Origin of the sequence: Microbacterium proteolyticum (genome assembly GCF_014192415.1) — a bacterium.
Taxonomy (GTDB): Bacteria; Actinomycetota; Actinomycetes; order Actinomycetales; family Microbacteriaceae; genus Microbacterium; species Microbacterium proteolyticum.
Genome location: NZ_JACHXY010000001.1, coordinates 1,061,973 through 1,086,045, shown reverse-complemented (window position 1 = coordinate 1,086,045; position 24,073 = coordinate 1,061,973). Strand labels below are relative to the sequence as shown.

Annotated in this window: 20 protein-coding genes; 6 read left to right on the top strand and 14 right to left on the bottom strand. The window is 71.4% G+C overall.

Annotated elements, in window-relative coordinates; all coding sequences use genetic code 11:
- Positions 1 to 43: 43 nt before the first annotated feature.
- Entirely contained in the window at positions 44 to 1,066 is a 1,023-nt protein-coding gene (locus FHS07_RS05020) for a LacI family DNA-binding transcriptional regulator (RefSeq protein WP_183418757.1), read from the bottom strand.
- 181 nt (positions 1,067 to 1,247) lie between these two features.
- Between FHS07_RS05020 and FHS07_RS05015 the strand changes: the two genes are divergently transcribed.
- Entirely contained in the window at positions 1,248 to 3,008 is a 1,761-nt protein-coding gene (locus FHS07_RS05015) for an amylo-alpha-1,6-glucosidase (RefSeq protein ID WP_183418756.1), read from the top strand.
- 173 nt (positions 3,009 to 3,181) lie between these two features.
- Positions 3,182 to 3,976, top strand: a complete 795-nt coding sequence (locus FHS07_RS05010) for an alpha/beta fold hydrolase (protein WP_183418755.1) — start codon at positions 3,182 to 3,184, stop codon at positions 3,974 to 3,976.
- A gap of 104 nt (positions 3,977 to 4,080) precedes the next feature.
- Here FHS07_RS05010 and FHS07_RS05005 read toward each other — a convergent pair whose 3' ends face one another.
- The 11 genes from FHS07_RS05005 to FHS07_RS04955 form a co-directional block, all read right to left on the bottom strand.
- A complete protein-coding gene (locus tag FHS07_RS05005; RefSeq protein WP_183418754.1) occupies positions 4,081 to 5,304 on the bottom strand; it encodes an MFS transporter in 1,224 nt (407 codons plus the stop codon).
- A 286-nt stretch (positions 5,305 to 5,590) separates the two neighbouring features.
- Complete coding sequence (locus FHS07_RS05000; RefSeq protein WP_183418753.1) at positions 5,591 to 6,370, bottom strand: creatininase family protein; 780 nt, start codon at positions 6,368 to 6,370, stop codon at positions 5,591 to 5,593.
- A complete protein-coding gene (locus FHS07_RS04995) occupies positions 6,367 to 7,698 on the bottom strand; it encodes an FAD-binding oxidoreductase (RefSeq protein WP_183418752.1) in 1,332 nt (443 codons plus the stop codon). The genes FHS07_RS05000 and FHS07_RS04995 overlap by 4 nt, the downstream gene beginning before the upstream one ends.
- 304 nt (positions 7,699 to 8,002) lie before the next feature.
- Positions 8,003 to 9,181, bottom strand: coding sequence for an ABC transporter substrate-binding protein (locus tag FHS07_RS04990; RefSeq protein WP_183418751.1), 1,179 nt, complete (start codon positions 9,179 to 9,181; stop codon positions 8,003 to 8,005).
- A gap of 111 nt (positions 9,182 to 9,292) precedes the next feature.
- The gene (locus FHS07_RS04985; RefSeq protein WP_183418750.1) at positions 9,293 to 10,183 is read right to left on the bottom strand and encodes an ABC transporter permease; all 891 of its coding nucleotides are present in this window, start codon (positions 10,181 to 10,183) and stop codon (positions 9,293 to 9,295) included.
- Positions 10,180 to 10,956 carry an ABC transporter ATP-binding protein gene (locus FHS07_RS04980; protein ID WP_183418749.1) on the bottom strand — a complete coding sequence of 259 codons (777 nt, stop codon included), beginning with the start codon at positions 10,954 to 10,956 and terminating at the stop codon, positions 10,180 to 10,182. The genes FHS07_RS04985 and FHS07_RS04980 overlap by 4 nt, the downstream gene beginning before the upstream one ends.
- 29 nt (positions 10,957 to 10,985) lie before the next feature.
- Positions 10,986 to 12,254: an amidohydrolase family protein gene (locus FHS07_RS04975; protein WP_183418748.1), complete on the bottom strand. Its 1,269-nt coding sequence runs from the start codon at positions 12,252 to 12,254 to the stop codon at positions 10,986 to 10,988.
- Positions 12,255 to 12,598: 344 nt separating this feature from the next.
- The gene (locus tag FHS07_RS04970) at positions 12,599 to 13,546 is read right to left on the bottom strand and encodes a 2Fe-2S iron-sulfur cluster-binding protein (protein ID WP_183418747.1); all 948 of its coding nucleotides are present in this window, start codon (positions 13,544 to 13,546) and stop codon (positions 12,599 to 12,601) included.
- The gene (locus FHS07_RS04965; protein ID WP_183418746.1) at positions 13,543 to 14,175 is read right to left on the bottom strand and encodes a helix-turn-helix domain-containing protein; all 633 of its coding nucleotides are present in this window, start codon (positions 14,173 to 14,175) and stop codon (positions 13,543 to 13,545) included. Before FHS07_RS04965 ends, FHS07_RS04970 begins: the two co-directional genes overlap by 4 nt.
- The gene (locus FHS07_RS04960) at positions 14,172 to 15,470 is read right to left on the bottom strand and encodes an amidohydrolase family protein (RefSeq protein ID WP_183418745.1); all 1,299 of its coding nucleotides are present in this window, start codon (positions 15,468 to 15,470) and stop codon (positions 14,172 to 14,174) included. The genes FHS07_RS04965 and FHS07_RS04960 overlap by 4 nt, the downstream gene beginning before the upstream one ends.
- Positions 15,467 to 16,456, bottom strand: a complete 990-nt coding sequence (locus FHS07_RS04955; RefSeq protein ID WP_183418744.1) for an XdhC family protein — start codon at positions 16,454 to 16,456, stop codon at positions 15,467 to 15,469. The genes FHS07_RS04960 and FHS07_RS04955 overlap by 4 nt, the downstream gene beginning before the upstream one ends.
- Before the next feature lie 51 nt (positions 16,457 to 16,507).
- Here FHS07_RS04955 and FHS07_RS04950 point away from each other — a divergent pair, with 51 nt between their 5' ends.
- Positions 16,508 to 17,077, top strand: coding sequence for a nucleotidyltransferase family protein (locus FHS07_RS04950; protein ID WP_183418743.1), 570 nt, complete (start codon positions 16,508 to 16,510; stop codon positions 17,075 to 17,077).
- Positions 17,078 to 17,254: 177 nt separating this feature from the next.
- Here the strand turns inward: FHS07_RS04950 and FHS07_RS04945 are convergent, their stop codons facing one another.
- Positions 17,255 to 18,358: a glycosyltransferase gene (locus FHS07_RS04945; RefSeq protein ID WP_183418742.1), complete on the bottom strand. Its 1,104-nt coding sequence runs from the start codon at positions 18,356 to 18,358 to the stop codon at positions 17,255 to 17,257.
- 282 nt (positions 18,359 to 18,640) lie between these two features.
- Here FHS07_RS04945 and FHS07_RS04940 point away from each other — a divergent pair, with 282 nt between their 5' ends.
- Together FHS07_RS04940 and FHS07_RS04935 are read left to right on the top strand one after the other, a co-directional pair.
- A complete protein-coding gene (locus FHS07_RS04940; protein ID WP_183418741.1) occupies positions 18,641 to 19,867 on the top strand; it encodes a glycosyltransferase family 4 protein in 1,227 nt (408 codons plus the stop codon).
- Positions 19,864 to 20,859, top strand: a complete 996-nt coding sequence (locus FHS07_RS04935; RefSeq protein ID WP_183418740.1) for a glycosyltransferase family 2 protein — start codon at positions 19,864 to 19,866, stop codon at positions 20,857 to 20,859. The genes FHS07_RS04940 and FHS07_RS04935 overlap by 4 nt, the downstream gene beginning before the upstream one ends.
- 162 nt (positions 20,860 to 21,021) lie before the next feature.
- On the opposite strand, the gene FHS07_RS04930 is transcribed toward FHS07_RS04935, so the two are convergent.
- Positions 21,022 to 22,401, bottom strand: a complete 1,380-nt coding sequence (locus FHS07_RS04930) for an O-antigen ligase family protein (RefSeq protein ID WP_183418739.1) — start codon at positions 22,399 to 22,401, stop codon at positions 21,022 to 21,024.
- A gap of 189 nt (positions 22,402 to 22,590) precedes the next feature.
- Here FHS07_RS04930 and FHS07_RS04925 point away from each other — a divergent pair, with 189 nt between their 5' ends.
- The gene (locus FHS07_RS04925; protein WP_183418738.1) at positions 22,591 to 24,057 is read left to right on the top strand and encodes an oligosaccharide flippase family protein; all 1,467 of its coding nucleotides are present in this window, start codon (positions 22,591 to 22,593) and stop codon (positions 24,055 to 24,057) included.
- The last annotated feature ends 16 nt before the right edge of the window (positions 24,058 to 24,073 follow it).

Sequence of the window (24,073 nt, the reverse complement as noted above, 5' to 3'; positions counted from 1 at the left end):
TCCTCCTCGAACATGCTCGGGTGAGCGCTGTGTATGTCCCGTCTCAGCGACGGGGTGGGGGTGCGGCGATGCTGCCGCGGTCATCGATGACGGGCGCGATCAATTCGATGACGTGGGGACTCGCGTCGGCGGCGGTGCGCAGGCGCGAGACGAGTTGTTCGACGGCACGGCGACCCAGCAGGTCGGCGGCGCTGTCGATGGCGCTGAAGGGCAGCGAGAACGTGCGGGCGAACTCGTCGGAGTAGCGCCCGATGACGGAGATGTCGGCGGGCGACGACAGGCCGCGCGCCGCCAGCACCGAGGGCAGGGCCGCGGCCGCGGCCTCGTTGTTGAGCAGGAGGCCGGTGGCCTGCGGGTACCGGTCGAGCACCGCGTTCAGGTCGTCGCCGATCTGCGGCTGGTGCGAGGAGCCGAAGACGTGGTTGAGGCGGATGCCGTGCTCGTCGGCCTTCGCGCGCGCTCCGTCGGCCAACCGCCACACGTAGGCGCCGCCGCGCTCGACGACGTGCTCCGGCTGTGACACGAGGGTGAGTTCCCGGTGCCCCATCTCGTGGAGCCGCTCGACCATGAGCCGCCCGGCCGCGTCGAAGTCGAGGTCGAAGGTGTCGATGCCCGTGGCGTCCCCCGGCAGCCCGACGAGGGCCCCGGGCTGCTGTGCAGCGCGGAGCGGGTCGAGCCGCTCGTCGAACTCGGCGACGTTCAGCAGCACGAAGCCGTCGACCATGCGCGAGGTGGCGATGCGGGTCAGTGCCTCGACCCCGTCGCCTTCGGTGACCAGGAGGGTGTCGAAGCCGAGCTCACGGGCGCGGTTGGTGATGCCCAGGATGTACTGCAGCATGGCCGGTGCGAACTCGTCGTCGAAGAACTGTCCCAGCAGGGCCAGCACGTTGGTGCGCGAGGTGGCGAGGGCGCGGGCGCCCGCGTTGGGGGTGTATCCCAGTTCCCGTACCGCGCGCTCGACGTTCTCGCGGACCGCGGGGGAGATGGTGCGTTTGCCCGACAGGGCGTACGACGCCGTACTGCGGGAGACGCCGGCGGCTCGCGCCACATCGCCGATGTTGACCATGTCGCCGTCCTTTCTGTCGCCGGGTCTCTGGTGCCCGGCGGGATGAATCGGTGGTGATACCGAGTGTCCCTGCTGGGCGTCGTGTCCGTGTGTCGAACTGGTTCGATTCGAACCGGTTCGAAAGTACAATGAGGATCGTCCGTTTGGCAAGACGCAATCCCCACGAACCGAAAGATCCTCGATGACGAGTCCGATCCCCGCCTTCCCGCTCCGACACGTCCCCTTCAGCCGCCGCGGTTCCTGGCTCAACCTGTCCCCGGTCGTCGCCACGCACCGCACGGTCGACGACGTGCACCTCGTGTCGCACCGCACCGGCATGCATCCCGTGCTCTCGCTCGTGCCGCAATCGGAAGCCGACGCCGCTTCCGGTCGCTGGAGCGTCTCTGCCGACGCGGCGAGCGTGCGCTGGTCGAACGGCTCGCTCCGCGTGCAGGCCGTGTTCGCCGCCCCGGACACCCTCCGCCTGCGCGGCGATGCGGGATCGACCCTGCGTCTGGCGGAGGCGGCGGCCGAGCTCACGCCGTTCACGGGGATCTACCTGTTCCGCGATCCGCGCGACGGCAGCGCCGTGTTCACCTCGTACGAGACCGGATGCCGGTACCGCGTCACCGTGATCCGGGGCAGTCTGCGCATCGAGGGCGCCGAGAGCTTGGGCACCGCATCGCGCGCGGTCACGGTCGCGGCGGTGGACGGCCCCGGCGGGGGCATCGCCGAGGGGTGGGAGATCGCGATCGAGGAGTTCGAGAGCTCGCGGCCGCCGTTCGTGGCATCCGGGACCTTCGACGACGGCGTCGCGGAGGTCGTCGAGGAGTTCACGGCGTTCGCCGCGCGGATCGCGCCCTGGAGTGAACGGCTCGACGTCGCCGCGCCGGCCCGCGACGCCTCGCTCCTCGCGGCATACGTGCTGTGGTCGGCCACGGTGTCGCCCGCGGGCTTCCTCCGGCGCGAGGCCGTGCTGATGTCGAAGCACTGGATGGACAAGGTATGGAGCTGGGACCACTGCTTCAACGCCGTCGCGCTGGCATCCGGGGAGCCCGCTCTCGCGCTCGATCAGTTCCTCGCGCCGTTCGACCATCAGGATGCCGTCGGCGCCCTGCCCGATTCGATCGCCCACTCCGAGCGCCTGTACAACTTCGTCAAGCCGCCCATCCACGGGTGGGCGCTGGCGCGACTGCGTGCCGAGGGGCTGGCCCTCTCCGACGGGGTGCGCGACGAGGTGTACGACAAACTCTCGCGGTGGACGCGGTTCTGGCTCGACGAGCGACGTGCCCCCGGCCGAGCACTGGCGTACTACCAGCACGGGAACGACAGCGGGTGGGACAACTCGACGGTCTTCGACCGCACGCGGCTCGTCGAGTCCCCCGACCTCGCCGCGTTCCTGGTGCTGCAGCTCGAAGAGCTCGCCCGTCTGGCCGAGGAGACCGGTCGCGACCCGGGGCCCTGGCTCGCGGAAGCGGAGCGCATGACCGCGGCCCTGGCAGACCTCTGGCGCGGGGACGGGTACGTCGCGCGCGGCGTCGCCGACGGCGGTGACGCCGAACGGACGAGCCTTCTCCCCCTGCTCGCCGTGGTCGCGGGCGACCGGCTCCCGGCCGCGGTGAGCGAGGCGCTCGCCCGGGGCGCGTCGGCGTTCCTGACCGAGTGGGGGCCGGCCACCGAGCGTCCTGACAGCGCGCGGTACGAGGATGACGGGTATTGGCGCGGTCCGATCTGGGCGCCCTCGACGATGCTCCTCGAGGACGGCCTCCGCCGCGCGGGGCACGTCGACCTCGCCGACGACGTCAGCGCCCGGTTCCGCCGCCTGTGCGAGCGTGGCGGCTTCGCCGAGAACTTCGACGCGCTCACCGGAGAGGGGCTCCGTGACCGTGCCTACACGTGGACGGCGGCGGTCTACCTGATCCTCCAGCGCGAGGCCGTGCGGCGCGGCGACGCAGCGGTCTGAGGGGGTCGGAGCAGGTCGGCGATGCCGGCGGCGGACTGAGTGTCCACATCACCCGGACGGGATGCCGCTATCGGCCGGGTGTCCTGCACGCTCGACGCGCTTCCGCGCACGCCCCGAGTCAGGCGGGGGTCGCGCTCTCGCGTTCGCGGTGCGGCCGTGCCAGCGTAGGGCGCATGCAGAGGATCATCGCGGGGCTCGACGTCCATACGTCCCATGACGACATCGCCGGACGCGACGTGCTGCTGTGGCATCACGGTTCGCCGCAGACCGGAGCGATCCTCCCGCCGGTGCAGCAAGCGGCCGACACCCGTGGCCTTGCGGTCGTCTCGGCCGCCCGCCCCGCCTACGCCGGGTCCCTGCGGAGGCCGGGCCGCACGGTCGCCGACGTCGCCGAGGGGATCGGGCCGGTGCTCGACGAGCTGGGCGTGGCATCCGTCGTCTCGGTCGGAGCGTCCGGCGGCGGACCGCACGCCCTCGCGTGCGCCGCGGCGATGCCCGACCTCGTCCGCGCGGTGATCACGTTCGCCTCGCCCGCGCCGTTCACCGGCGACGACGACTGGTTCGCCGGAATGCAGGCGCCAGGCGGGCTGCACGCCGCGGTGGAGGGCGAGGCCGCTCGTCGCCTCTTCTCCGAGACCGATCAGTTCGATCCGGCGCAGTTCGTGGATGCCGACCTCGCAGCGCTCGAGCATGAGTGGGCTTCCCTCGGAGCCGACGCCGGCGCGGCGGGGGAGATCGGACCCGACGGGCTCATCGACGACGACCTCGCCTTCACGCGGCCCTGGGGGTTCGAGCTCGCCAAGGTCACGGCATCCGTCCTCCTCGTCCAGGGCGCGCGCGACCGCGTGATCCCGCCCGTTCACGCGCGGATGCTGGCAGTGGCCCTCCCGCACGCGACGCTCGACCTGCGTCCCGACGACGGCCACGTCTCGGTCCTCCGTCACCTCGGTGCGGCACTCGCTCGCTGACGCTCCAGCACCCGCCGCTCGCCTGGCGGCAGCGGCGTGTGGACACCCGACGGGTCGAGAGCCGCGCCCCCTCCGAGGTGTCGTCGCCCGGACGGGGCCGTGGGTCAGGCGGTGGCGCCCCGTCGTCGCAGGCGCAGCAGCGCTTCGCCCGCTGCGGCGATGATCGCGGCCAGCCCCAGTGACACCGCGATGGTGGTCAGCGCGGCCGCGGGGCCGGTGGCATCCAGGGCTGCTCCCGCGATCACACCGCCGATCGGGACGCCGAGCGACATCGCCGCCGTGGGGTACGCCAGCGTCTCGGTCACCCGCCCTTCGGGCGCGCGGGCGGATGCCACGAGGATCCCCGACACCATCACCGGCGAGACCGTCAGTCCGAGCAGCAGGATCACCCCGAACAGCGGGAGGACGGCCTGCTCGGCGACGGGCAGGGCGAGAGAGACGACCGCCGCGATCGCGGCGAACAGGATGAACCGGGCCGCCGGTGACAGCCGCCACGCGCGCGCGCCGGTGACCACCGAGCCGATGGCGATCGCCACGGCCAGGGCGCTGAACGCGGGACCCGCGAGCCAGGGGCGCCCGTCGACCTCGGCCCAGCCGACCAGGCTCACGTCGAACGATCCGAACACGCCGCCCAGGGCCACGCACGCCAGGGCGATCGGCACGACGCCGAGCGGGGGGAGCACGATGCCGCGCGCCTGCGGCCGGTCGCTGCGGGCGGGTTCTGTGCCCCGCTGGGCGGCGAGCCAGACGCCGCCGATCACCCCGAGTCCGAGCGAGCCGAGCATGGCCACGGCCGGATCCAGGGCCGCCGCCACCGCGGTGATCGCGGGCGGCCCGCTGATGAACACCATCTGATCGCCGATGGTCTCCAGCGCGAGCGCCGGGGTGCGCTGGGCGGGCGGGGCGAGCACCGTCCACCGCGCGCGCACGGCGGAGGTGAGGTCGGGGGTCGCCGCCCCCGTGAAGAACGCGGCGACGAGCCATGTCCAGAACGGGGCACCCGACAGCACGAGGGCGAGCAGCACGGATGCCGTGAGCACCAGGCATCCGAGAGACACGAGGATGACGCGGCTCTGGCCGAAGCGGTCCATGCGCGACGACCACAGGGGAGCGGCGATGGCCATGCCGCCGACGAGCGGGGCCACGACGATGCCGGCCGAGGCGAAACTCCCCGTGGCGGATGACACGAGCAGGATGATGCCGAGCGAGAGGGTCGCGCGCGGGAAGCGCGCGAGGATCCCGGCGGCGACGAAGCTACGGGCCCCGGGTAGTCGCAGCACCTGTCCGTACGCGCGCACGCCCTGGCCGGTCTCGGCGGCGACACTCATGCGGTTCTCCCCCGCCGTGGGGCACAACGCAGGAGATTCGTTGCCTCCGGCACACCGCTGCGGCGACCCGGCGGCAGCCCCGGCGCGAATTTCCTGCGTTGTGTCGGGTCGGTCGCGGGTGCCATCGCGGCTGCGGCTGAACCCCGGCGGATGCGATGCGGCCGTCCGCCGAGACACAACGCAGGAGATTCGCGGGCGTGGGGGAGGTCGGCCCGCCGGTCGCCCCTCGGTTCCCGCGAGACGGGCGCAGATCTCCTGCGTTGTGTCCGACAGGCCCGCACTGCCCTCACGCGGTGTAGTCGAATCGGCTGATCTCCTCGAGCGCCTCGACGACGAACGAGACGCTCTGCTCGAACAGCTCGGCCCCGTGCGCGGCGTTCGCACCCGTCGGGTCGCCCAGCACACCGGTGGGTCCGAAGTCGTTCGACAGCCATCCGAAGGTCACGGGCTTGGAGTTGAAGCCGATGTGACGGAAATCGCCGATGTGCGCGGGCACGGTTGCCGCGAACGTCGAGGGGTCCACGAGCTCGGGCCGCAGGTGCATGATCATGCTGGTCTCGCCGTGTCCGGCGTGGATGCCGGTGCCGTGCTCGTTCGGGCCCCCGTCGGTGCCGTCGAACGAGGGGACGCGCGCGGCGGGCATGAAGAACGTCCGGAGCCCGAAGCGGCGGCGCAGCTCCCGGTTCGCGACGTTCAGCAGGGCGACGTTGCCGCCGTGTCCGTTGAGGAACACCAGGGTGCGGGCGCGGGTGGTGAGGATCGACCGGCCGATGTCGACGATCGTCTGCATCATCGTCTCGGGAGTGAGCCACAGCGTTCCCGGGGCCCAGGAGTGCTCGTCGGACTTCGTAATCGACAGCGTCGGCAGCTGCCAGACGTCGAGTCCCTGCGCGGCGGCGCGCGCGACGGCGGCGGTCGCCGAGGCCTCGGCCACGATGGCATCCGTCGCCAGGGGGAGGTGCGGACCGTGGTGCTCGATCGCTCCCGTGGGCAGGACGAGGATCGAGTCCTCGGTCAGGGCCTCGGCTGCGGCGGGGCCGCTGAGCTCGGCGAGAAGACGGGTCATGAGATGATCGCTCCCTTGCGCGCGCCGGTGTAGTCGGGGTTGAGCTTGCCGGGATTCAGCAGCCCGTTCGGATCGGTGAGCGCGGCGGTCTCGGCGGTCTGTTCGACGTTGAAGTCGACGTTCCACTGGTGCGGGTTGTGCACGCCCACCCCGATGGCGTTGAGCGCGGCGATGCCGCGGTACACGTCTTCTTCGCTGACGTAGGGTGCGGCGAGCATGCCGATCGGGAAAGCCTTCGTCGATTCGATGTGCAGGTGCGATCCGGGGAACACCGCCTCGACATCCTCGATGGCGTCGGCGAGCGGTGCGCCGGCGACCTCGAGGTGGAACACCTCGTGCGGCTGGCTCTTCTGGTACCACTCGATCGGGTGGTTGTAGCTCAGCATCGACAGGCGGATGCTGGCCTGCGGCCCCTCGCGCACGGCCTCGACGCGGCCGCCCGCGCCCTCGACGATCGCGGTGACGGTGTCGATCTGGGCGGCGTCCAGGATGACGCGCAGGCTCGACCGGTCCTGTGGAATGGCGTCGTCGGCGGGGAGGGATGCGGAGATCTCCGGGCCGTCGCCCGAGACCAGGCGCGGAGCGGGCTCGAGGTTGCCGATGGTCTGCACCACCGAGAGGGTTCCGGCGAAGTCGGGGAAGCTCGCCCACAGGCCCCGCCACTCGCGGAGCGGCTCGAGTCGCACGGTCGCGCGCACGATGACGCCCGCGGTGCCGTAGTTGTGCACGTACTTCTGGGCCTCGTCGCCCTCGACGTGGTGGATCTCGGCGCTGCCGTCGGCGTGCACGACGTCGAGGGCGGCGACGAAGCCGCGGTCGTTGGAGCCGTGCTCGATCGAGCCGGTGCCGCCGGAGCCGCCCGAGAGGAAGCCGCCGATGGTCGACTGCGCGGTCGAGGGGTACATCCACAGCGCCTGGCCCGCGGCCCACGCGGCCTGCTCGAGCAGCACCATCGGGGTACCCGCCTCGGCGGTGATGAAGCCGTCGCCGACCTCGACGATGGCCTTGGCGCGAGTGGTGTCGATGACGAGGCCGCCTCGCATCGGGATTCCCTGGCCGTAGTTGCCGGTGCCCTTGCCGCGCACGGTGATCGGAACACCGTGACGGGATGCCGCGGCCACGGCCGTGGCGATCTGCGCGGCGTCCGCAGCGAAGACGACGAGGTCGGCGAGGCCGAGGGGGAGCTGGGCGGCGATGATCGGCGACATGGGCGAGCCGTCGACGCTGGCGCGCTCGCGCACGCGCGGTTCGGTGCTGACGGCGGCCGGGCCGAGCAGGTCGAGGAGTTCGTCTTCGAGGGAGAGGACGCGGGTGGTGGTGTCGCTCATGGGGTGTCTCCGGGTGGAACGGGTGGGGATGGATGCCGAGGAGTCAGGCGTGGCGGGCGAGCCGGCGCCTTCGCAGAGCGAGGAATCCGGGTTCGGGCTCTGGTGGGGTCGTCGCCTTCGATGTGCGGGGACCGGCGGGACACGACGCAGGAGTTCTGCGGCCGATCGGGCTGATTCCCGCTGGGCGGGGTGGTGCTCGGCGGCGGAGTTCCTGCGTTGTGTCCGCTACCGCTGCGTCACCGGACGGTCGGTGCGGGGCCGACCGGACGGCCCGGCCCGCACGAAGCGGGCCGGGCCGCGGCGGTCAGAACGAGATCGAGGTGTCGACGAACTCGTTCGTGTACAGGTCGGCCGGGGTGTAGCCGGCCGCGGGCGGGGTGCCGAGGTCGGTGTAGACCTTGCTCGCCTTGTCGAAGAAGTCCGCGAAGCGGTCGTCGTCGAAGTCGCCGTAGGTGGAGTTCGTGCCGTTGCCGACGAGGCCGAGGTCGACCTGCGTCTTCACCGAGTAGTCGGCGACGCCCTGCGTGTAGGTCCAGCCGGTGGCGTACTGGTCTACGAGGTCGAGGATGAGGGCGTTGGCCGCCGACGGGTCCTCGTAGTACGCGACGCCGGCCTTCTGCAGCACGGGCACGAGCTTCGTCAGGCACGGCGACAGCTCCTCGAAGTCGGCGGCTTTCACCGACACCGACGACTGGTAGGTCTGCCATCCCGCATCGTGGATGAGGGCGAAGTCGACGGGCTTGCCCCACGCCGAGACCTCGTTCTGGTACACGTAGGGCTCGGCCGAGGCGAAGCCCTGCTGCATGTCCTTGCCCCCGGCGGCGACGAAGTTCGACGGGGTGCCGTCGTACGAGCCGTCGAGGATCGAGGCGTCGGCCAGCCCCGCACTCTTGAGGTACTCGATGTACGCCGAGCCGTCGAAGTAGCGCCAGACCCCGCCGTTGGCCGAGAGGGCGGCCTTGACGTCGTCCACCGACTTGACGTCGGGGTAGGTGGTCGGGTCCCACATGACCATCGTCGGGCTGATGTCCAGCGGGGCGAAGACGGCCTTGGTGGGGGTGGTGTCCGAGAGCTGGATCGCCTCGTCGGTGCTGATGTAGCCGAGGGTGATCGCGTCGTCCTGGTACATCTGCGCCGAGACGGTCTGGAAGCCGATGGCGGGGCCTCCGGCGCGGAGCTCGAGGTTGACGCCGGTGTACTCGCCGTCGGACATGAGGGGACCGGTGACCGCCTTGGTGTTGGCGTCGATCGTGTAGTCGTCCTTGATCATCTCGTAGAGGTGACCGTGCTCGGCTTCGGGGTTCCAGTCCGTCTGGATGACGATGGTCGAGGGGCAGTCGGCCGACAGATCGACCGAGCCGATCTCCATGTCGGACGCCGTGGGGGCGGTTTCCGCGGCGCTGCCGGCGCAGGAGGTGAGGGTGAGGGCGATCGCGACGGCGCCGGTGACGGCGGTGCCGCGGACGAGGGTGGAGCGCTGCATGCTGGTTCGCTTTCTATGACGGGTGGGGCTTCTCGGGTGCGGGTGTTTCGGGTACGCCGGATGCCGCCACGGTGCGTCGCCGCGGCATCCGGAGTGCGTCAGTGGTGCGGGTCAGAGGGTGCTGTCGTACCAGCGGCCGACGGCCACCTTCGACATCCAGCCGAAGAGGGCGAAGATCGCCACCCCGAGCAGGCAGGCCGCGAGGATGGCGGCGAACAGCTCGGCGCTCTGCAGGCGCGACTGGTAATTGGCGATGAGCGAGCCGATGCCGGGCTCACCGCGGCGGAAGAAGTAGTCGCCGACGATCGCGCCGATGACCGACAGGCCGGCCGAGGTGCGCATGCCGACGAAGATCGAGGGGAGGGCTGCGGGGAGGGTGAGCTTGGTGAGCACGGTCCACTTGTTGGCCTTCTGCAGGCGGAACAGCTCGCGCTGCGACTTGTCGACCGACTGCAGGCCGAACAGCGTGTTGGACACCATGGGGAAGAGGGCGATGAGCACGCAGACGATGACGCGGGCGAGGAACTCGTAGCCGAACCAGAAGCCGACCAACGGCACGAGCGCGAGGATCGGGATGCACTGGAGCATCACGGCGTAGGCGTAGGTGGAGCGCTCGACCCATCGGGCGAGCGACATCGCGATCGCCCAGCCGATGCCCAGCACCATGGCCACGAACAGACCCGTGAGGGCGACGCCGGTCGTGCGGAAGAGCGCGATCCAGATGTCGGCGCCCACCTGCGGGTCGAAGAACCCGAGCGTGAAGATCTCGTGCGGCATGGGCATGAGGAAGCCCTTGCCCGATGCTGCGAGCGCGATGGAGATGGCGTACCAGCCGCCCAACAGCACGACGAGCACGGCGAGAGGCGGGCCGAGCGCGAAGGCGCGGGCGCCGAACCGGCCGCGGGCGGTCGCTGTGCGAGCGCGCGGCGTGGTGGGCGGGGGAGTGGATCCCGTGGGCGCGGACGACGGGGCGACGACCGGCTCTGCAGACGTGGTGCTCATGAGTGTCCTTCCCGAAGGGCGTGGGAGACCTCGCCGACGAGCTTCGCGTACTCCGCCGTGTACCGGATCTCGGGGTCGCGGGGCATGTCGAAGGGGATCTCGAAGGTGTCGACGAGGTGACCGGGGCGCCCCGACATCACGACGACCTTGGTGGAGAGGTAGATGGCCTCGGAGACCGAGTGGGTGATGAAGAGCCCGCCGAACTTCTGCGCGACGAAGATCTTGATGAGTTCGTCGTTCAGGCGCTCGCGGGTGATCTCGTCGAGGGCGCCGAACGGCTCGTCGAAGAGGAAGAGCTCGGGGTCGAGCGTGAGCGAGCGCGCGAGCGAGGCGCGCATCTTCATGCCGCCCGACATCTGCTTGGGCAGGTGCTTCTCGAACCCGTTCAGGCCGACGAGGTCGATGGCCCATTGCGCCTTCGGCGTGCGCACGCGCTTGGGCTGCCAGTTGAGTTCGGCCAGGAGCTCGACGTTGGACTGCACGTCGCGCCAGGGCAGCAGCGTGGCGTCTTGGAAGACGTATCCGATGCGGTCGGTGTTGACGGTGGCGACGCCCTCGCTCGCGGTCTCGAGCCCCGACGCGATGCGCAGCAGGGTCGATTTTCCGCAACCGGAGGGGCCGACGACGCTGACGAACTCGCCGCGGTTGACGGTGAGGTCGACGCCGGAGAGGGCGGTGGTGCCATTGGGGAACGTCAGGGCGACGTTGCGGAAGTCCAGGATCGGCGCGGTCGGATCCGCGACGGATACCGGGGCAGGAGAGGCCAAGGTCACGGGGGCGCTCACTTTCCGTAGGGGGCGGGTTACGGCGCCGTCGCGGGTGCGGCGGAGCGGGTGGGGACGGGGAGGGCGACGGGAGCCGCGGTCTCGGTCGAGACGGTCGTGCGGCTGACGAGTCGGCCGCGGTGGATCACGACGCGGTCGGCGCTGGCGAAGGCGACGGCCTCGCCGAGCGAGTCCGCCTTGATCGCGACGAGATCGGCTCGGGCTCCGGCCGTGGGACCGGCGACCGCGAGGCCCATCACGTCGCGGGCGCCGATGGTCACGGCATCCATTGCGTCGGTGGGGGCGAGGTGTCCGGCGCTGACGAGGAGCGAGGCGGTCTCGAGGTGGTCGCAGCGTCCGACGGGGTTGAAGGGGTCGCGCACGTTGTCGGCGCCGGCGGCGACGCGGACCCCGGCGGTCTTGAGGCGGCCGATCGGTGCGATACCGCGGGGGATCGCGCGATCGACGCCCCACCCCTGCAGGTAGAGGTTCGTGATCGGCAGTGCGATGATGCCGATGTCGGCGGTGCGGATGCCGTCGGCGAGGACGTCGAGCTCGGTCTCGGCCATCATGCTCAGCCGCACGCAGTGGCCCGCGGTGCGGGGGCGGTGCCAGCCCGTGACGGCCGCGGCGTAGGCGGCGAGGGTGTCGAAGCCGGCGAGGCTCTCGTCGGTGTGCAGGTCGAGCCCGACGTCGCGACGGCGGGCCAGGGCGATCAGGCGCTCGAGGTCGGCGATCGGGTCGTCGGCGAGGTGCGGGGCGCCGCCGACGAGATCGACACCCGCGTCGAGGGCCGCTTCGAACACCTCGTCGGGCACGGTCGGGCCGCCGAGGGCGACGAGCTCGATGTCCATGAGTCCGGCGAGCTCGGCGCGCAGGCGCACGAGGGCGCGAACCCCGGTGAGGGCGTCGTCGCCGCGGAGCAGATCGACGTGCGTGCGCACCGCGGTGATCCCGGATGCCAGCATCCGCAATGCCGTGGAGCGGGCGCGACCGAGCGTGTCGTCTTCGTCGAGGGTCATGGCGTAGGCGTGCCAGCTGTCGATGGCCCGCTCGAGGTCGCCGAACGGGGGCTGGATGGCATCCCACGACTGCGACTTGTCGAGGTGCGCGTGGGGTTCTGCGCCCGCGGCGGTGACGAGGTACCCGGTGAGGTCGAGCGTCGCCCCGTCGGTCTCGGGCAGGGGGCTGCCCGCGGGCACGACCGCCAGCACCTCGTCGCCGTCGAGCGCGATGTCGACGAGGTCGCCGGAGGCGAGGCGCACACCTCGCAGGGCGGCGATCGAGACGGGTGGAACGGCGGACACGAGGGCCTCCGGTGAATCGGGATGACGGGAGTCGAGACGAGCGCCACGGCGACGGGGCGAGCCGCCCGGGGCGGCTGCGTCAGTGTTGGTGTGACCAACATCCGGCGATGATCCGATGCTAGGAACCGCGCGTTTCCGCCGTATTTCTCGCGCGTGACCCTCGTGACAAAGTTGTCGGACAAGGCCGTCTGCGGGCGACGCGGCCGCTCCCGAGCCGCACATCGCCCACGCTCACCGCGCACGCGCCGCGTGAGAACAGGGGATCGTGAGCACAGGTCGGCAGCGGCGCTGGACCGCCCTGTTCCGGTGCGATCCCCTGTCTTGATGGCCGGGGAGCGTCGGCGTCAGAGCTCCAGCGTGATCCGCTCGCACGCCGCCCGCGAGACGCACACCATCATCGTGCGGTTCGCCGCCTGCTCCTCGGGGGAGAGCACCGAGTCGCGGTGCTCGACCTCGCCGTCGACGACGGCGACCTCGCAGGTACCGCACGTGCCCACACGGCAGCTGGAGGGTACGATCGCCCCCGCCTCCTCGACGACCTCGAGCACCGAGCGCTCGGGCGGCACGGTCACCGTCACCCCCGACAGCATGAGATCGACCTCGAACGGTTCCGTCCACACCGGAGGTCCGAGCACCTTCGCCTCGAACCGCTCGACGTGCAGGCTGCCGCCGGGCCAGGCGGCCATGGCATCCTCCAGTGCTTCGAGCAGACGCGCCGGCCCGCACGAGTAGACGACCGTACGCGCGACCGGGGTGGCGAAGCGGGCCGCGAGATCGAGGCGGCGGCCCTCGTCGGCGGCGTAGATCTCGACCCGCTCGCCGTACCGTTCGACGAGGTCGTCGACGAACGCCATCGTCGCGCGCGAGCGCCCGGCGTACAGCAGCGTCCACGCTGCCCCCGCGCCCTCGGCAGCCTCGACCATCGGCAGGATCGGCGTGATTCCGATGCCGCCCGCGACGAAGACATACGACCGGCCGGCCGTCGGCGCGAAGAGGAAGTGATTGGCGGGCCCGCGCACGCGGAGCGAGGCGCCCGCGAGTGCGTTCTCGTGCAGCCAGACCGATCCCTCGCGTTCGCGCAGCACGCCGATCCGCCAGATGCCGCGCTCGGCGACCGATCCGCACAGCGAGTACTGCCGCTCGAGACCGCCGGGCAGCACGACGTCGATGTGCGCGCCGGGCGACCAGTGCGGCAGGGTGCCGCTCGTTCGCTCGAGGTCGAGCAGCACGATGTCGTCCGCGGCATCCTGGCGCGCGCGCACGACGACGTCGAACGTGACGCCGCCGCTCACGCGTCGCCCCCCGCCTTGTCGTCGGCGGCGCCGCTGTGGACGAGGTCTTTCACGATGAGCAGGCGGTAGGTCGAGCCGTCGGGCGAGTGCCACCGGTGCGGGGTACCCGACCGGCAGTAGACCGAGTCGCCGACATGCAGGGGGCGCTCGCCGTAGACCCCGAACGAGATGACGATGGATCCCTCGAGCACGGTGAGGAACTCGTCTTCGTCGTGCACGTAGTGATCGCCCGGCTCGGAGTTCGAGCCGGTGAACTCGAGAGGCTCGAAACGGCGCGCACCGGTGGCGAGCAGACGTGCCGTGCCCTCGGCGTAGGGGCCGATCACGCCCTCGTCGGCGGCGACGAACGACGGCTTCGCGTCCTGGTCGGTACGCGGGGATTCGGATGCCGCGATGAGCTCGACGCGGCTCGTACCCAGCGCCCGGGCCAGACGCTCGAGGCTCGCCATGCTGGGGCGTGCGAGGCCGCGCTCGAGCTGGCTGAGGAACGGGTGCGACAGCGTGGCCGCCTCGGCGAGCTGGGTGAGGGTCAGGCCGCGTGCCTTGCGGAGGCCCCGCAGGTGGGCGCCGAGCAGCTCGTCGCCGGTGGGGGCGTCGTCGACATCGATCGCGGGGGCCATGGTGGTCATCGTCGCACTCTCTCGAACAGCTCGGAGACGATCTCGTCTTCGTCGGCGGTGGTCAGTCGGCCGTCGTCGACGACGACACGTCCGTCGACGATGACCGTGCGGGGTCGGCGCCCGGGCGAGGCCCACAGCAGCCCGGCGACAGGATCGTCGACCCCGGCGTCGGCAACGCCCGAGACGTCCCACAGGCACAGGTCGGCGGTGGAGCCGGGGGTCAGGCGTCCGAGCTCGGGTCGGCCGAGCCCGTCGGCGGACCCGGCGGCGGCCATGCCGAGCACTTCGGATGCCGGCAGCTGCGGCCCGACGAGCGCGGAGACCTGCATCGCCAGGCGCGCGTCGGCCAGCAGGTGCCCCGCGTCGTTGCTGCCGCCCCCGCTCGTGCCGAGGCCCACAGCGAGTCCGGCGTCGAGCAGACGCCGGACGGGCGCGACACCCCACCCCATCGGCACGTCGCAGCCGGGGGCGTGGGTGGCGGTGACTCCGGATGCCGCGAGGCGGGCGATCTCGTCGTCGGTGACGGCGCACAGGTGGGCGAGGGTGACGTCGGGGGCGAGCCAGCCCCACTCGTCGAGCAGGTCGATGGGGCGGGAGCCGTAGCGCTCGAGGGCGATGTCGACGTCGACGACCTCGTTCGCCTGCGTGCGTCGACGCAGGCCGTACGTCGCGGCCACCTCGCCCAACAGCTCGAACGTCTCGCGCGGATCGCTGTGCACCCCCGCGGGCCCGACCGCGACCTGCAGCATCCCGTCGGCGGAGACGCCGCCCTGGACGTCGGGGAGCAGGGCGCGCACGATGGCATCGGCCGAGGCGGCCGCCTCTTGCGGATCGTCGCGTGCGGCGCCGCGGACGAACACCAGGCGCGCACCGAGACCTGCCGCAGCCGCGGCCGCCGCGCGCGCCATGCCGACGGTGTCCGATCCACTCGGCCAGGTGAGGTGGTGGTCGGCGACGGTCGTCACCCCGCTCAGCAGCGACTCCGCGAGCCCGGCGCGGGCGGCGAGACCGGTGAGCTCCGGGTCGACGCCGGCCGAGGTGTAGGCCGCGGCCATGGCGGGCAGCCACTCCCGCATCGGGATGCCGCGGGTTCCCGGAAGGGTGCGGAACGCCGTCTGCAGCAGGTGGTGGTGCGCGTTGACGAGCCCGGGGGTGACGACGCACCCCGTGGCGTCCACCACGGTGGCATCCGTGAGATCCGCGCCGTCGACGATCGTCCCGTCGACGCACGCGACGTCGCCCGTGCGCACGCGGCCGGTGTCTTCGACGACGGCGACGGCGCCGCGCACGACGAGAACGCTCACGCGGTCCTCACCGCGCACGAGCTGGTCGCGGCTGCCGGGCTCGCGACGTGTCCCGCCGCCCCGTGCAGTCGGGGCCCGCGAGCGTCGCGCAGGGGGCGTGCGTCGGCGTCGTTGCGGGATGCCACGATCTCGGCGATCACCGACAGGGCCGTCTCTTCGGCCGTCGCACCGCCGAGGTCGAGGCCGAGCGGCGAGTGCAGCCGCGACAGCTCGGCATCCGTCACCCCGGCCGCCCGCAGCAGGGTCGCCCGGCGCGCGACGGTCGCCCGCGCGCCCATCGCACCGACGAAGCCCACCGGCAGCCGCAGCGCCGTACGCAGCGCGGGCACGTCGAGGCGCTCGTCATGCGTCAGCACGCACACGGCGGTGCGGGCATCGGGAGCAGGAAACCGTGCGAGGAATTCGTGCGGGGAGGCGACGGCGAGCTCGACGGCCTCGGGAAACCGTTCCGGAGTGACGAGAAGCGCCCAGTCGTCGCAGACCGTCACCGCGAACCCGGCCGCGGCCCCGAGGCGGCACAGCGCTGCGGCGTGTTCGCCGGCGCCGAGGATGACCAGACGCGGAGCCGCCGGGCGGTGCAGGTCGAGTCCGGCGTCGTCGAGGTCGAGGTGGAGCGCAGCCTGCCGTCCCGCCCGCGCGGCCACGAGCGCCGGAAGGGACGCTGCCGGGTCGATGCGGTAGGCGACAACGTCGACCGCGCCGCCGCATGCGAGCCCCGCGGTGATCGGGGTCACGGTGCCGTCATCGGTGAATCCGAAGCGCGCGCGGCGCACCTCGCCGGTGCGCAGGGCGTCGAGTCCGAGCATGACGGCGTCGCTCTCGACGCACCCGCCCGAGATCGATCCGATCACCCGCGCGTCGCGCGTGACGGCGAGCGTCGCCCCCACTCCGCGCGGCGCGCTGCGCACCACGTCGGTCACCGTCACCGCCGCGACGGGCACGCCCGCCTCGAGCAGCGGCACCAGGTCGGCAGCCAGATCGAGCATGCCTCCGACCGTAGTCGGGGTGTGTTTCGCGCGCGCTACGCTGTCGTCACCATGCCGGCCACCCCCTCCGATGCCCCCTGCGGGCTCGTCCTGGCCGCGGGGGCGGGGCGTCGATTCGGTGGCCCGAAGGCGCTCGCGCGCACGCCGGCCGGCACCCCGTGGATCGCGCTCGCGGTCCGGGCGCTCCGCGACGGCGGGTGCGGTGAGATCCTCGTCACCCTCGGCTCGGCCGTCGACGAGGCGCTGCCTCTCGTGCCCGCGGGAGCGACGGTCGTCCGTGTCGCCGACTGGCAGACCGGGGTGGCGGCATCCGTTCGCGCGGGCCTCGAGTCCGCGACATCCGGATCCGCTCCGGCGGTCGTCGTCCTGCCGGTCGACACCCCCGACACCCCGCGCGCGGCCGTCGCCCGTCTGGTCCGTCGTGCCGCGCCGAACGCCCTCGCCTTCGCCGCCTACGACGGTGCGCCCGGGCATCCGGTGCTCATCGGTCGGTCCCACTGGAGCGCTGTCGCGGCATCGGTGCGCGGCGATGTCGGCGCTCGTCCCTACCTCATCGCCCAGGGGGCGGATGCCGTCGAGTGCGGCGATCTGTGGTCGGGAGCCGACCGCGACGAGCGCTGAGCGACGGCTCTCTCGGCGCGGCGGGCCCCTCCGCAGGGCTCGTCCCTGCGGCGAAGGGGTGTGCCCCTGCGACCGAGGTTCCGGAGCACGGTCGCCCCGAGCGCGGGGAGGGCCAGGTTCACCCCCGCCTTCACTCTTCGCGCGGCCGCGCCGGTCGCTCGTGCGGCGCGGCCTTTCTCAACGGGCGAGTGCGTCGCGGTACGAATCCAGAGTCCGAAGAGCCATGAAACGCCAGGAGTACATCTCGGCACGACGGCGTCCGCGCTCACGCAGACCGGCGGCGATCTCGGGGTCGGCGAGCACCTGCGACAGCGCCGCACCGATCTCCGACACCCGAGAGGGGTCGAAGTACACGGCCGCATCGCCGTAGACCTCGGGGAGACACGTCGCGTTGCTGCTGACGACGGCGCACCCGTGGCGCATGGCCTCGAGCCCGGGGAGTCCGAACCCCTCGTAGAACGAGGGGAAGGCGTAGACGGCGGCGTTCTCGTACAGCCATCGCAGCTCCGCGTCGGAGACGAACCCGGCGAAGTGCACCCCCGCCCGCGATCGCTCGTCGAGGTTCTTCGCAAGGAGCGCACCGTCGCCGTCGATCTTGCCGGCGACGACGAGACCGATGGACGCGTCGGCCGCGCGCAGGGCGGCGACCGCGCTGATCAACCGCGACAGGTTCTTGTACGGCACCTGGGTGCCGACGTACAGGACGAAGCGTTCGAAGGGCACCGGCACGGGATGAGGGGGTTCCGTGATCGAGTCGGCTGCCGGGTACGTCAGCGTGACGCTGCTCGCAGAAGCGCGGGTGTAGGCGATGAGGTCGCGTCCCGAGTACACGCTGTCGACGAGGTTCACGCGCGAACGGTGGGCGATCGCCGCGAAGGCCGCGACGCCGATCGCCCGCTTGGCCAGTGACACCGCCCAGTGCTTCTTGTGGTTGCGGATCTTCAGCAGCGTCATGTCGTGGAACGTCGTGACGCGCGGTGCTCCGACGTAGAGCGGCTGCTGCGGCATGGCGAAGTGGACGAGGTCGGGTTGAAGGTTCCGGAGCTCACGGGCGAACCCGGTCTGCTCCCGCCACGAGAAGTAAGGGGTGTCGGTCGCGACCTTCGAGAAGAGCGCGCTGCGCGGATTCCACTGGTCGTAGTGCGCGCGCGGGAGCACGATCGTGTAGCGGTGCTCCTGGTCGAGCGTCTCGAGGTGCTCGATGAGATTGCGGGTGTACCGGCCGGTGGACGTGAACATCGAACGGGCGTCGATCACGATGTGTTTCAGCGGGGCATCCACGGATTCGTCTCATCTCAGGTCGGGGCTCCGCCGATTATGGGGGCCGCGAATCCGCGTGCGACGAGCGAGCGGGTCGGCTCCGCTGCCCCGCGGTCGGGTGAGGCAGGAGGTGAAGTCCGTCGACGCCAGCCGTGCGGCGTCGCCGCCGGGTGTGCACGGCGCCTGCGCTCACAGCGGTCGGCGCCGGGGAGGCCGCGCGGACAGGGGCGGTCGGATTGGTAGCTTCCCCGGGGCGCCCGTCTCGATAGCGGGACCTCGGAGCGCGCGGTGCGAGGAGAAGACATGAGGATCGTCAGCGTGATGGCGCACGTGCCCTACACGGGCATCCCCCACGCGGGGGGCCAGTACGTGCTCGCCCACCTTCGCGCACTGCGGTCGCTCGGCCACGACATCACGGTGATCGCCCCGGATTGGCGGGGGAACGAGGAGGGTGCTCGACGACTCCGGGAGGAGTTGGACGTCGAGGTCGTCGTGTGTCGGCCGCACGCCTCCGGACGGTGGGCTGACTGGGCGGACACCCAGCAGATCCGGCTCTTCCCGGTGCGCCCGCCGCGGCGTTTCCGCCGGGCGATCCTCCGTTCCCGCCCGGCCCGCGATGCCTTCGAGCGCGCCGACCTGATCGAGGCTCACTGGACCGAGATGGGATGGGTGGCGCGTGCGGCGCGCACGAGCCGGGCAGGGGTACGGCGCGTGGTCATCGCCCAAGACGTGATCGCGCAGACGTACGAGCGCATCTTCGACGCGACGCGACGGGGCTCGGCGGCGTGGCTGCTCGGACTGTGGCGGAATGCGAGCGTGGGACGCGACGAGGGCCGGCTGTACCGCTCGATGGATGCCGTCATCGTCTTCAGCGAGAAGGATGCCCGACTCGTGCGTCGCCTGGGCGCGTCCGCCCGCGCCACCGTCGTGCTCCGGCCGCCGTTCGCCGGTGCGGGAGAGGCCGACGGATCGGCTCCCCCGGACGGGCCCGCCACCGTCGTGTTCGTCGGGGCGTTCTTCCGCGACGTCAACGCGCAGGCCGCCGAGTTCCTGCTCGACGACATCGTGCCGCGCGTGCGTGCACAACGACCCGACGTCCGGTTCGTTCTGGCCGGTGCGGGGCCCACTCCGCGCATGGTCGCGGAGGCGGAGAGCGACCCCCTGCTGGAGGTGACGGGAGAAGTGCCTTCCCTGGAACCGTCCTACGCCAAGGCGACCGCGGTCGTCGTGCCACTGCTCATGGGTGCGGGCGTGAAGTTCAAGACGGTGGAGGCGCTGATGCGCGGCATCCCGGTGGTGTCGACGGCGGTGGGGGGCGAGGGGCTGATCGGCGAGGGAGAGACCGGGGGGCTCGTCGTCGCCGATGACGCCGAGGGCATCGCCGAGGCGCTGCTGCGCGTGCTCGCCGACCCACCCGCCGCCTGGCGAGCCGCTCGTTCCACGCGGGAGTGGGCGCGGTCGGTTTTTGCGCCGGAGACCTACCCGACGCGTCTGGAGGACGCTTTGTTCGAACGAGGAGCCGGGCGATGAGCGTGGCCGTGGTCATCCCCAATTGGAATGGATGCGACGACCTCCCCGCCTGTCTGGACTCGTTGCGGAGCCAGACGGTGCCGGTCGAGATCGTGGTCGTCGAGAACGGTTCCACCGACGGATCGGCCGAGATGCTCCGAGCGTCGTACCCCGACGTGACGGTCCTCGCGCAGCCGGTGAACCTCGGCTTCGCCGGAGGGGTGAACGTGGGACTCCGCTACGCGTTGCATCGCGGACATGACCACATCGCCCTGCTGAACAACGACGCGATCGCCGAGCCCATCTGGGTGGAGCGCCTCCTGGGGGAGATGTCGCGCGACGCGCGGGTGGGGATGGTGGCCAGCAAGTTCCTGACGATCGACGGGACCCGGATCGACAGCACGGGCGAGTGCTACTCGATCTGGGGGTTGCCGTTCCCGCGCGGTCGAGGCGAGCAGCGATTGGACGCGTACGACGAAGAGGGGGAGCTGTTCGGGGCGAGCGGCGGATCGACCTTGTACCGCGCCGACATGCTTCGCGATGTCGGCCTGTTCGACGAAGACTTCTTCGCCTACTTCGAAGACATCGACCTCAGTTGGCGAGCGCACTTGCGGGGGTGGCGGGTGCGCCTCGCCCCGACGGCCGTCGCCTATCACCGCATCGGTGCGACGAGCGGACGCATACCCGGATTCACGACCTATCAGACGTTGAAGAACCTGATCTGGGTGGTGGCGAAGAACGTCCCGCGGCGATATCTGGCGACGATCGCGCCGCGGCTGGCGCTCGCGTACACCCTGACCTTCTGGCGTGCGGTGCTGCACGGTAAGGGCGTGATCGCTGTGAAGGGCGTCGTCGTGGCGGCCGTGAAGATGCCGACGAAGATCCGGGAACGGCGCGTGATCCAACGGGGCCGTCGCATCGACGACGACGCGGTCCGATCGCTTCTCGTGTGGGACCTCCCGCCGGGGTCGTCGAACCTGCGGCGCCTGCGGGCGCTGGTCCGGCGGACCTGAACGCCCCAGCGGCGTCGGTGAGGGTGGGAGCGTCGGCGTTGCCGCGGTCGCGCCCGGCGCCGGCGCCGCCGTTCTCGCGGGCCGGCGTGCCTTCACCCTGCGCGCGCCCACGTCGACGTGACACGGTCTCGGTGTCGTATCGCGGCCGTGCCAGGGCCGATATCAGGCCTTTCGCAGCTCTCGCTCACGCCGCGACCTTGCCCGCGCGCCATCGCGGCGCGCGAGCGCTTCACCCGTCGTTTCACCCGACATGCGCGCAGGGTCTGAGGTGACGACCCGGCTCTGCGTCGCGATCACGAACAAGGGCACCATCATCGAGGCGAAGAGGGTGTCGGGAGCCTCGGTGCGCCAGGCGGTCTCGGTGATCGATGCGGCCGCCAGGACACACAGGAACGCCGCGGCCGCGACGTGCTGTCGATGCGGCAGCCAGGCGGCGATGCGCGCCGCGTTCAGCATGACCACCGCGATGAGGAGCGCGAGGATCAGGCCGCCCGTGACAGCGGAGTGGACGAAGACGTTGTGACCGTGGCTGGCGGCGGTCGACAGTGCGGAACTGAGGAGGTCGTAGTGGTCGACGTACCACCTGTGTCCCACACCGAAGAGCCACTGCATCCCGTCCAGCTGCGCCAGACTGAACTGCCAGATCGCGCCGCGCTCGGTGTAGGCCTCGGGATCGGTCGTCGTGAGGGGAACGGCGGCGACGGCGACGACGAGACCTACGAGGAGCACGACCAGCACCCGCCGCAGCGACGCACGCAGCAGGAGGTTCAGCAGCATCACCACGAGCCACACGGCCGCGGCGAACAGCGCTGTGCGCGAGGACGACCACACGATGCCGCACAGGATCACGCCGGCGATCGCCCACCGCAGGTACCAGCGTGCGAAGAGATGGGCGAGCGGCAGGGCGAGGACGAGGAAGAGCCCGTTCGTATTGGGGTGGCTGAAGAACCCCGCGAGCAGCGGCAGTCCCGTCACCGACTTGTCGGCGGCGACGTCGAAGCTCTCCGGCATGTACATCAGCGCGGGGGCGGTGGCGGTCAGTGCCATCGAAACACCGGTCAGCAAGGCGGCGAGAAGCGCATACAGCTTGAGGTCGTCGACGCGGGTCTGAATGGCCCAGAAGGTGACCGCGACACCGATGGGGAGGATCATCGGCGCCGAGATCCGCCCCCCTCGGGCGAACTCGTCGAGCACGATCCAGAGCCAGGGGACGATCAGGATGAGAAGGGGTGCGACGTCATTGCGCACGAAGACGACGCGGAAGACGAGCACGAGGACGGCGATGACGGCGGGCACGTAGAACGCCACGTTCAACGCATCCACCACGGCTTGCGCGAGGGGGGTCTTCGCGCCTTCGACCGCGACGCGTCTGCTCGTCGTCAGCGTCTCGGCGACGGGACCCGCCACGCAGGCGAGCCAGAACACGAGGAGCACGCCGAAGGAGACCGCGCGAGCCCCCCGACTCCGGACGTCGGTGGCGAGACGCGGGAGGTCGCTGGTGCGCGCCCGTGCCCGCGCACCAGCTGCGGCTGAGGACGTCATCGGCACAGGCTATGCGTGCTCCACGACGGTGGCATCGCGACCTCGGAGCAGCCCCTCAGAGCCGCGCCGGGTGAAGTATCGCGCACCCACGGGCGGGGGGAGGCTGAGATGGCCGGCTCGCCGCACCGTCCGAACCTATGGTTCCGGTGGTGCGCCGTGCGGGAGGCGCGTCAGAAGGGGGTCGTCCACGTGGAGCCCGATGCATCCCCCGGCTCACGGGCGCGGGGCGCGACGCTGCTGCTGTCGACCCAGTGGCTCCGGTACCTGCTGCAGGTCGTCAACATCGTGGTGCTCGCCCGTCTGATCGGCCCCGCGGACTTCGGCATCGTGAGCCTGGGTCTGGCGATCACGGGCATCGCCTCCGTCCTCGGCGACTTCGGGCTGAGCCTCGCGGCGTTGCGCGAGAAACAGTTGAGCGAGCAGCAGAAGAGCAATCTGCTCTGGCTGAACACCGCCATCGGCGCCGTGCTCGCGGTCATCGTGGCGGCCGCGGCGGTGCCCATCGCCCAGGCCTTCGACGACGAGCGTCTCGTCATCGTGGTGCTGATCGCGGCGCCGGCCTACCTCTTCCGAGCCGCCGCCGTGCAGTTCCATGTCGAGTTGAACCGCACCGATCGTTTCCGACGCCTCGCAGCTTCCGAGTTGGGCGGCGACGCTCTCGGCGCAGCGACGGCCGTCACCCTGGCCCTCGTGGGGTCGGGCTACGTCGCCCTGGCGCTGCAGGGAACGGTGGCCGCCCTCGTGACCCTCGCCTGGGCGTGCGTGGCCGCCGGGTGGCGTCCCCGCCTTCCGCGCAGGGCCCCGATGAAGCACCTCCTCGTCTTCGGGGTCTCGACCCTCGGGACGCACGCGGCGCACTACGTCACGACGAACGTGGACACGATCGCCATGGGTGCCTGGTACTCCGCGGCGACGGTCGGCTTCTACAGCCGCGCCTACCAGCTCGTGATGCTCCCCCTGCAACAGGTCGCCGCACCGCTCACCCGCATCCTGCTTCCCCGCCTGGCAGAGGTCGCCGACGACCTCGACGCACTCAATGCCGCTCTCGTGCGCGCACAGAGCCTGGTGAGTCACGCCCTGCTCGCGATGACCGGGCTGTTGGTGGTGGGCGGTGCGCCCGTGATCGAGGTCGTGCTCGGCGCCGCCTGGCTGCCGGCGATGCAGTACCTCCCGGTGCTGGCCGCGGGCACCGTGTTCCAGACCATCGCGTACGGCTACTACTGGGGGTTCGCCGCGCGGGGTCGCTCGGGCGCCCTCTTCCTCTCGGAGATCGTCGGCCGTGTGCCGATGGTGCTCCTCGTCGTCGCCTGGGCTCCACTGGCGCCCGTCGGTGTTGCGTGGGCGGTGGTCGCCGGTCAAATGCTGATCTGGGCGTCGGGCACGTTCGTCTTCGCCCCGCGGGCGGGTCTACGGGTGGGCGCGCTGCTCATCACGGCGATCGTCCCCCTCACCGTCAGCGGTCTGGCGACGCTGGGCACGTGGGGCCTCGACGTCGCGGTGCTGGCCTCGCTGCCGCCTCTCGCGCGTCTCGTGTCGATCGTCGCCGCGTGGGTGGTGCTGGCTGTCGGCCTTCTCGCGGTGTGCGGTCGACGCGACGCGCGCCTGATGTTCGACACGCTCCAGAAGATGCTGCCTCGCCGCTTCTCGCGCGTCTGACGTTGCGTCGGTGCAC

Excerpts from the sequence above, each read along its gene's own strand:
- FHS07_RS05020 (WP_183418757.1), bottom strand. The coding sequence starts at position 1,066 with ATGGTCAACATCGGCGATGTGGCGCGAGCCGCCGGCGTCTCCCGCAGT.
- FHS07_RS05015 (WP_183418756.1), top strand. The coding sequence starts at position 1,248 with ATGACGAGTCCGATCCCCGCCTTCCCGCTCCGACACGTCCCCTTCAGC.
- FHS07_RS05010 (WP_183418755.1), top strand. The coding sequence starts at position 3,182 with ATGCAGAGGATCATCGCGGGGCTCGACGTCCATACGTCCCATGACGAC.
- FHS07_RS05005 (WP_183418754.1), bottom strand. The coding sequence starts at position 5,304 with ATGAGTGTCGCCGCCGAGACCGGCCAGGGCGTGCGCGCGTACGGACAG.
- FHS07_RS05000 (WP_183418753.1), bottom strand. The coding sequence starts at position 6,370 with ATGACCCGTCTTCTCGCCGAGCTCAGCGGCCCCGCCGCAGCCGAGGCC.
- FHS07_RS04995 (WP_183418752.1), bottom strand. The coding sequence starts at position 7,698 with ATGAGCGACACCACCACCCGCGTCCTCTCCCTCGAAGACGAACTCCTC.
- FHS07_RS04990 (WP_183418751.1), bottom strand. The coding sequence starts at position 9,181 with ATGCAGCGCTCCACCCTCGTCCGCGGCACCGCCGTCACCGGCGCCGTC.
- FHS07_RS04985 (WP_183418750.1), bottom strand. The coding sequence starts at position 10,183 with ATGAGCACCACGTCTGCAGAGCCGGTCGTCGCCCCGTCGTCCGCGCCC.
- FHS07_RS04965 (WP_183418746.1), bottom strand. The coding sequence starts at position 14,175 with ATGACCACCATGGCCCCCGCGATCGATGTCGACGACGCCCCCACCGGC.
- FHS07_RS04955 (WP_183418744.1), bottom strand. The coding sequence starts at position 16,456 with ATGCTCGATCTGGCTGCCGACCTGGTGCCGCTGCTCGAGGCGGGCGTG.
- FHS07_RS04950 (WP_183418743.1), top strand. The coding sequence starts at position 16,508 with ATGCCGGCCACCCCCTCCGATGCCCCCTGCGGGCTCGTCCTGGCCGCG.
- FHS07_RS04940 (WP_183418741.1), top strand. The coding sequence starts at position 18,641 with ATGAGGATCGTCAGCGTGATGGCGCACGTGCCCTACACGGGCATCCCC.
- FHS07_RS04935 (WP_183418740.1), top strand. The coding sequence starts at position 19,864 with ATGAGCGTGGCCGTGGTCATCCCCAATTGGAATGGATGCGACGACCTC.
- FHS07_RS04930 (WP_183418739.1), bottom strand. The coding sequence starts at position 22,401 with ATGACGTCCTCAGCCGCAGCTGGTGCGCGGGCACGGGCGCGCACCAGC.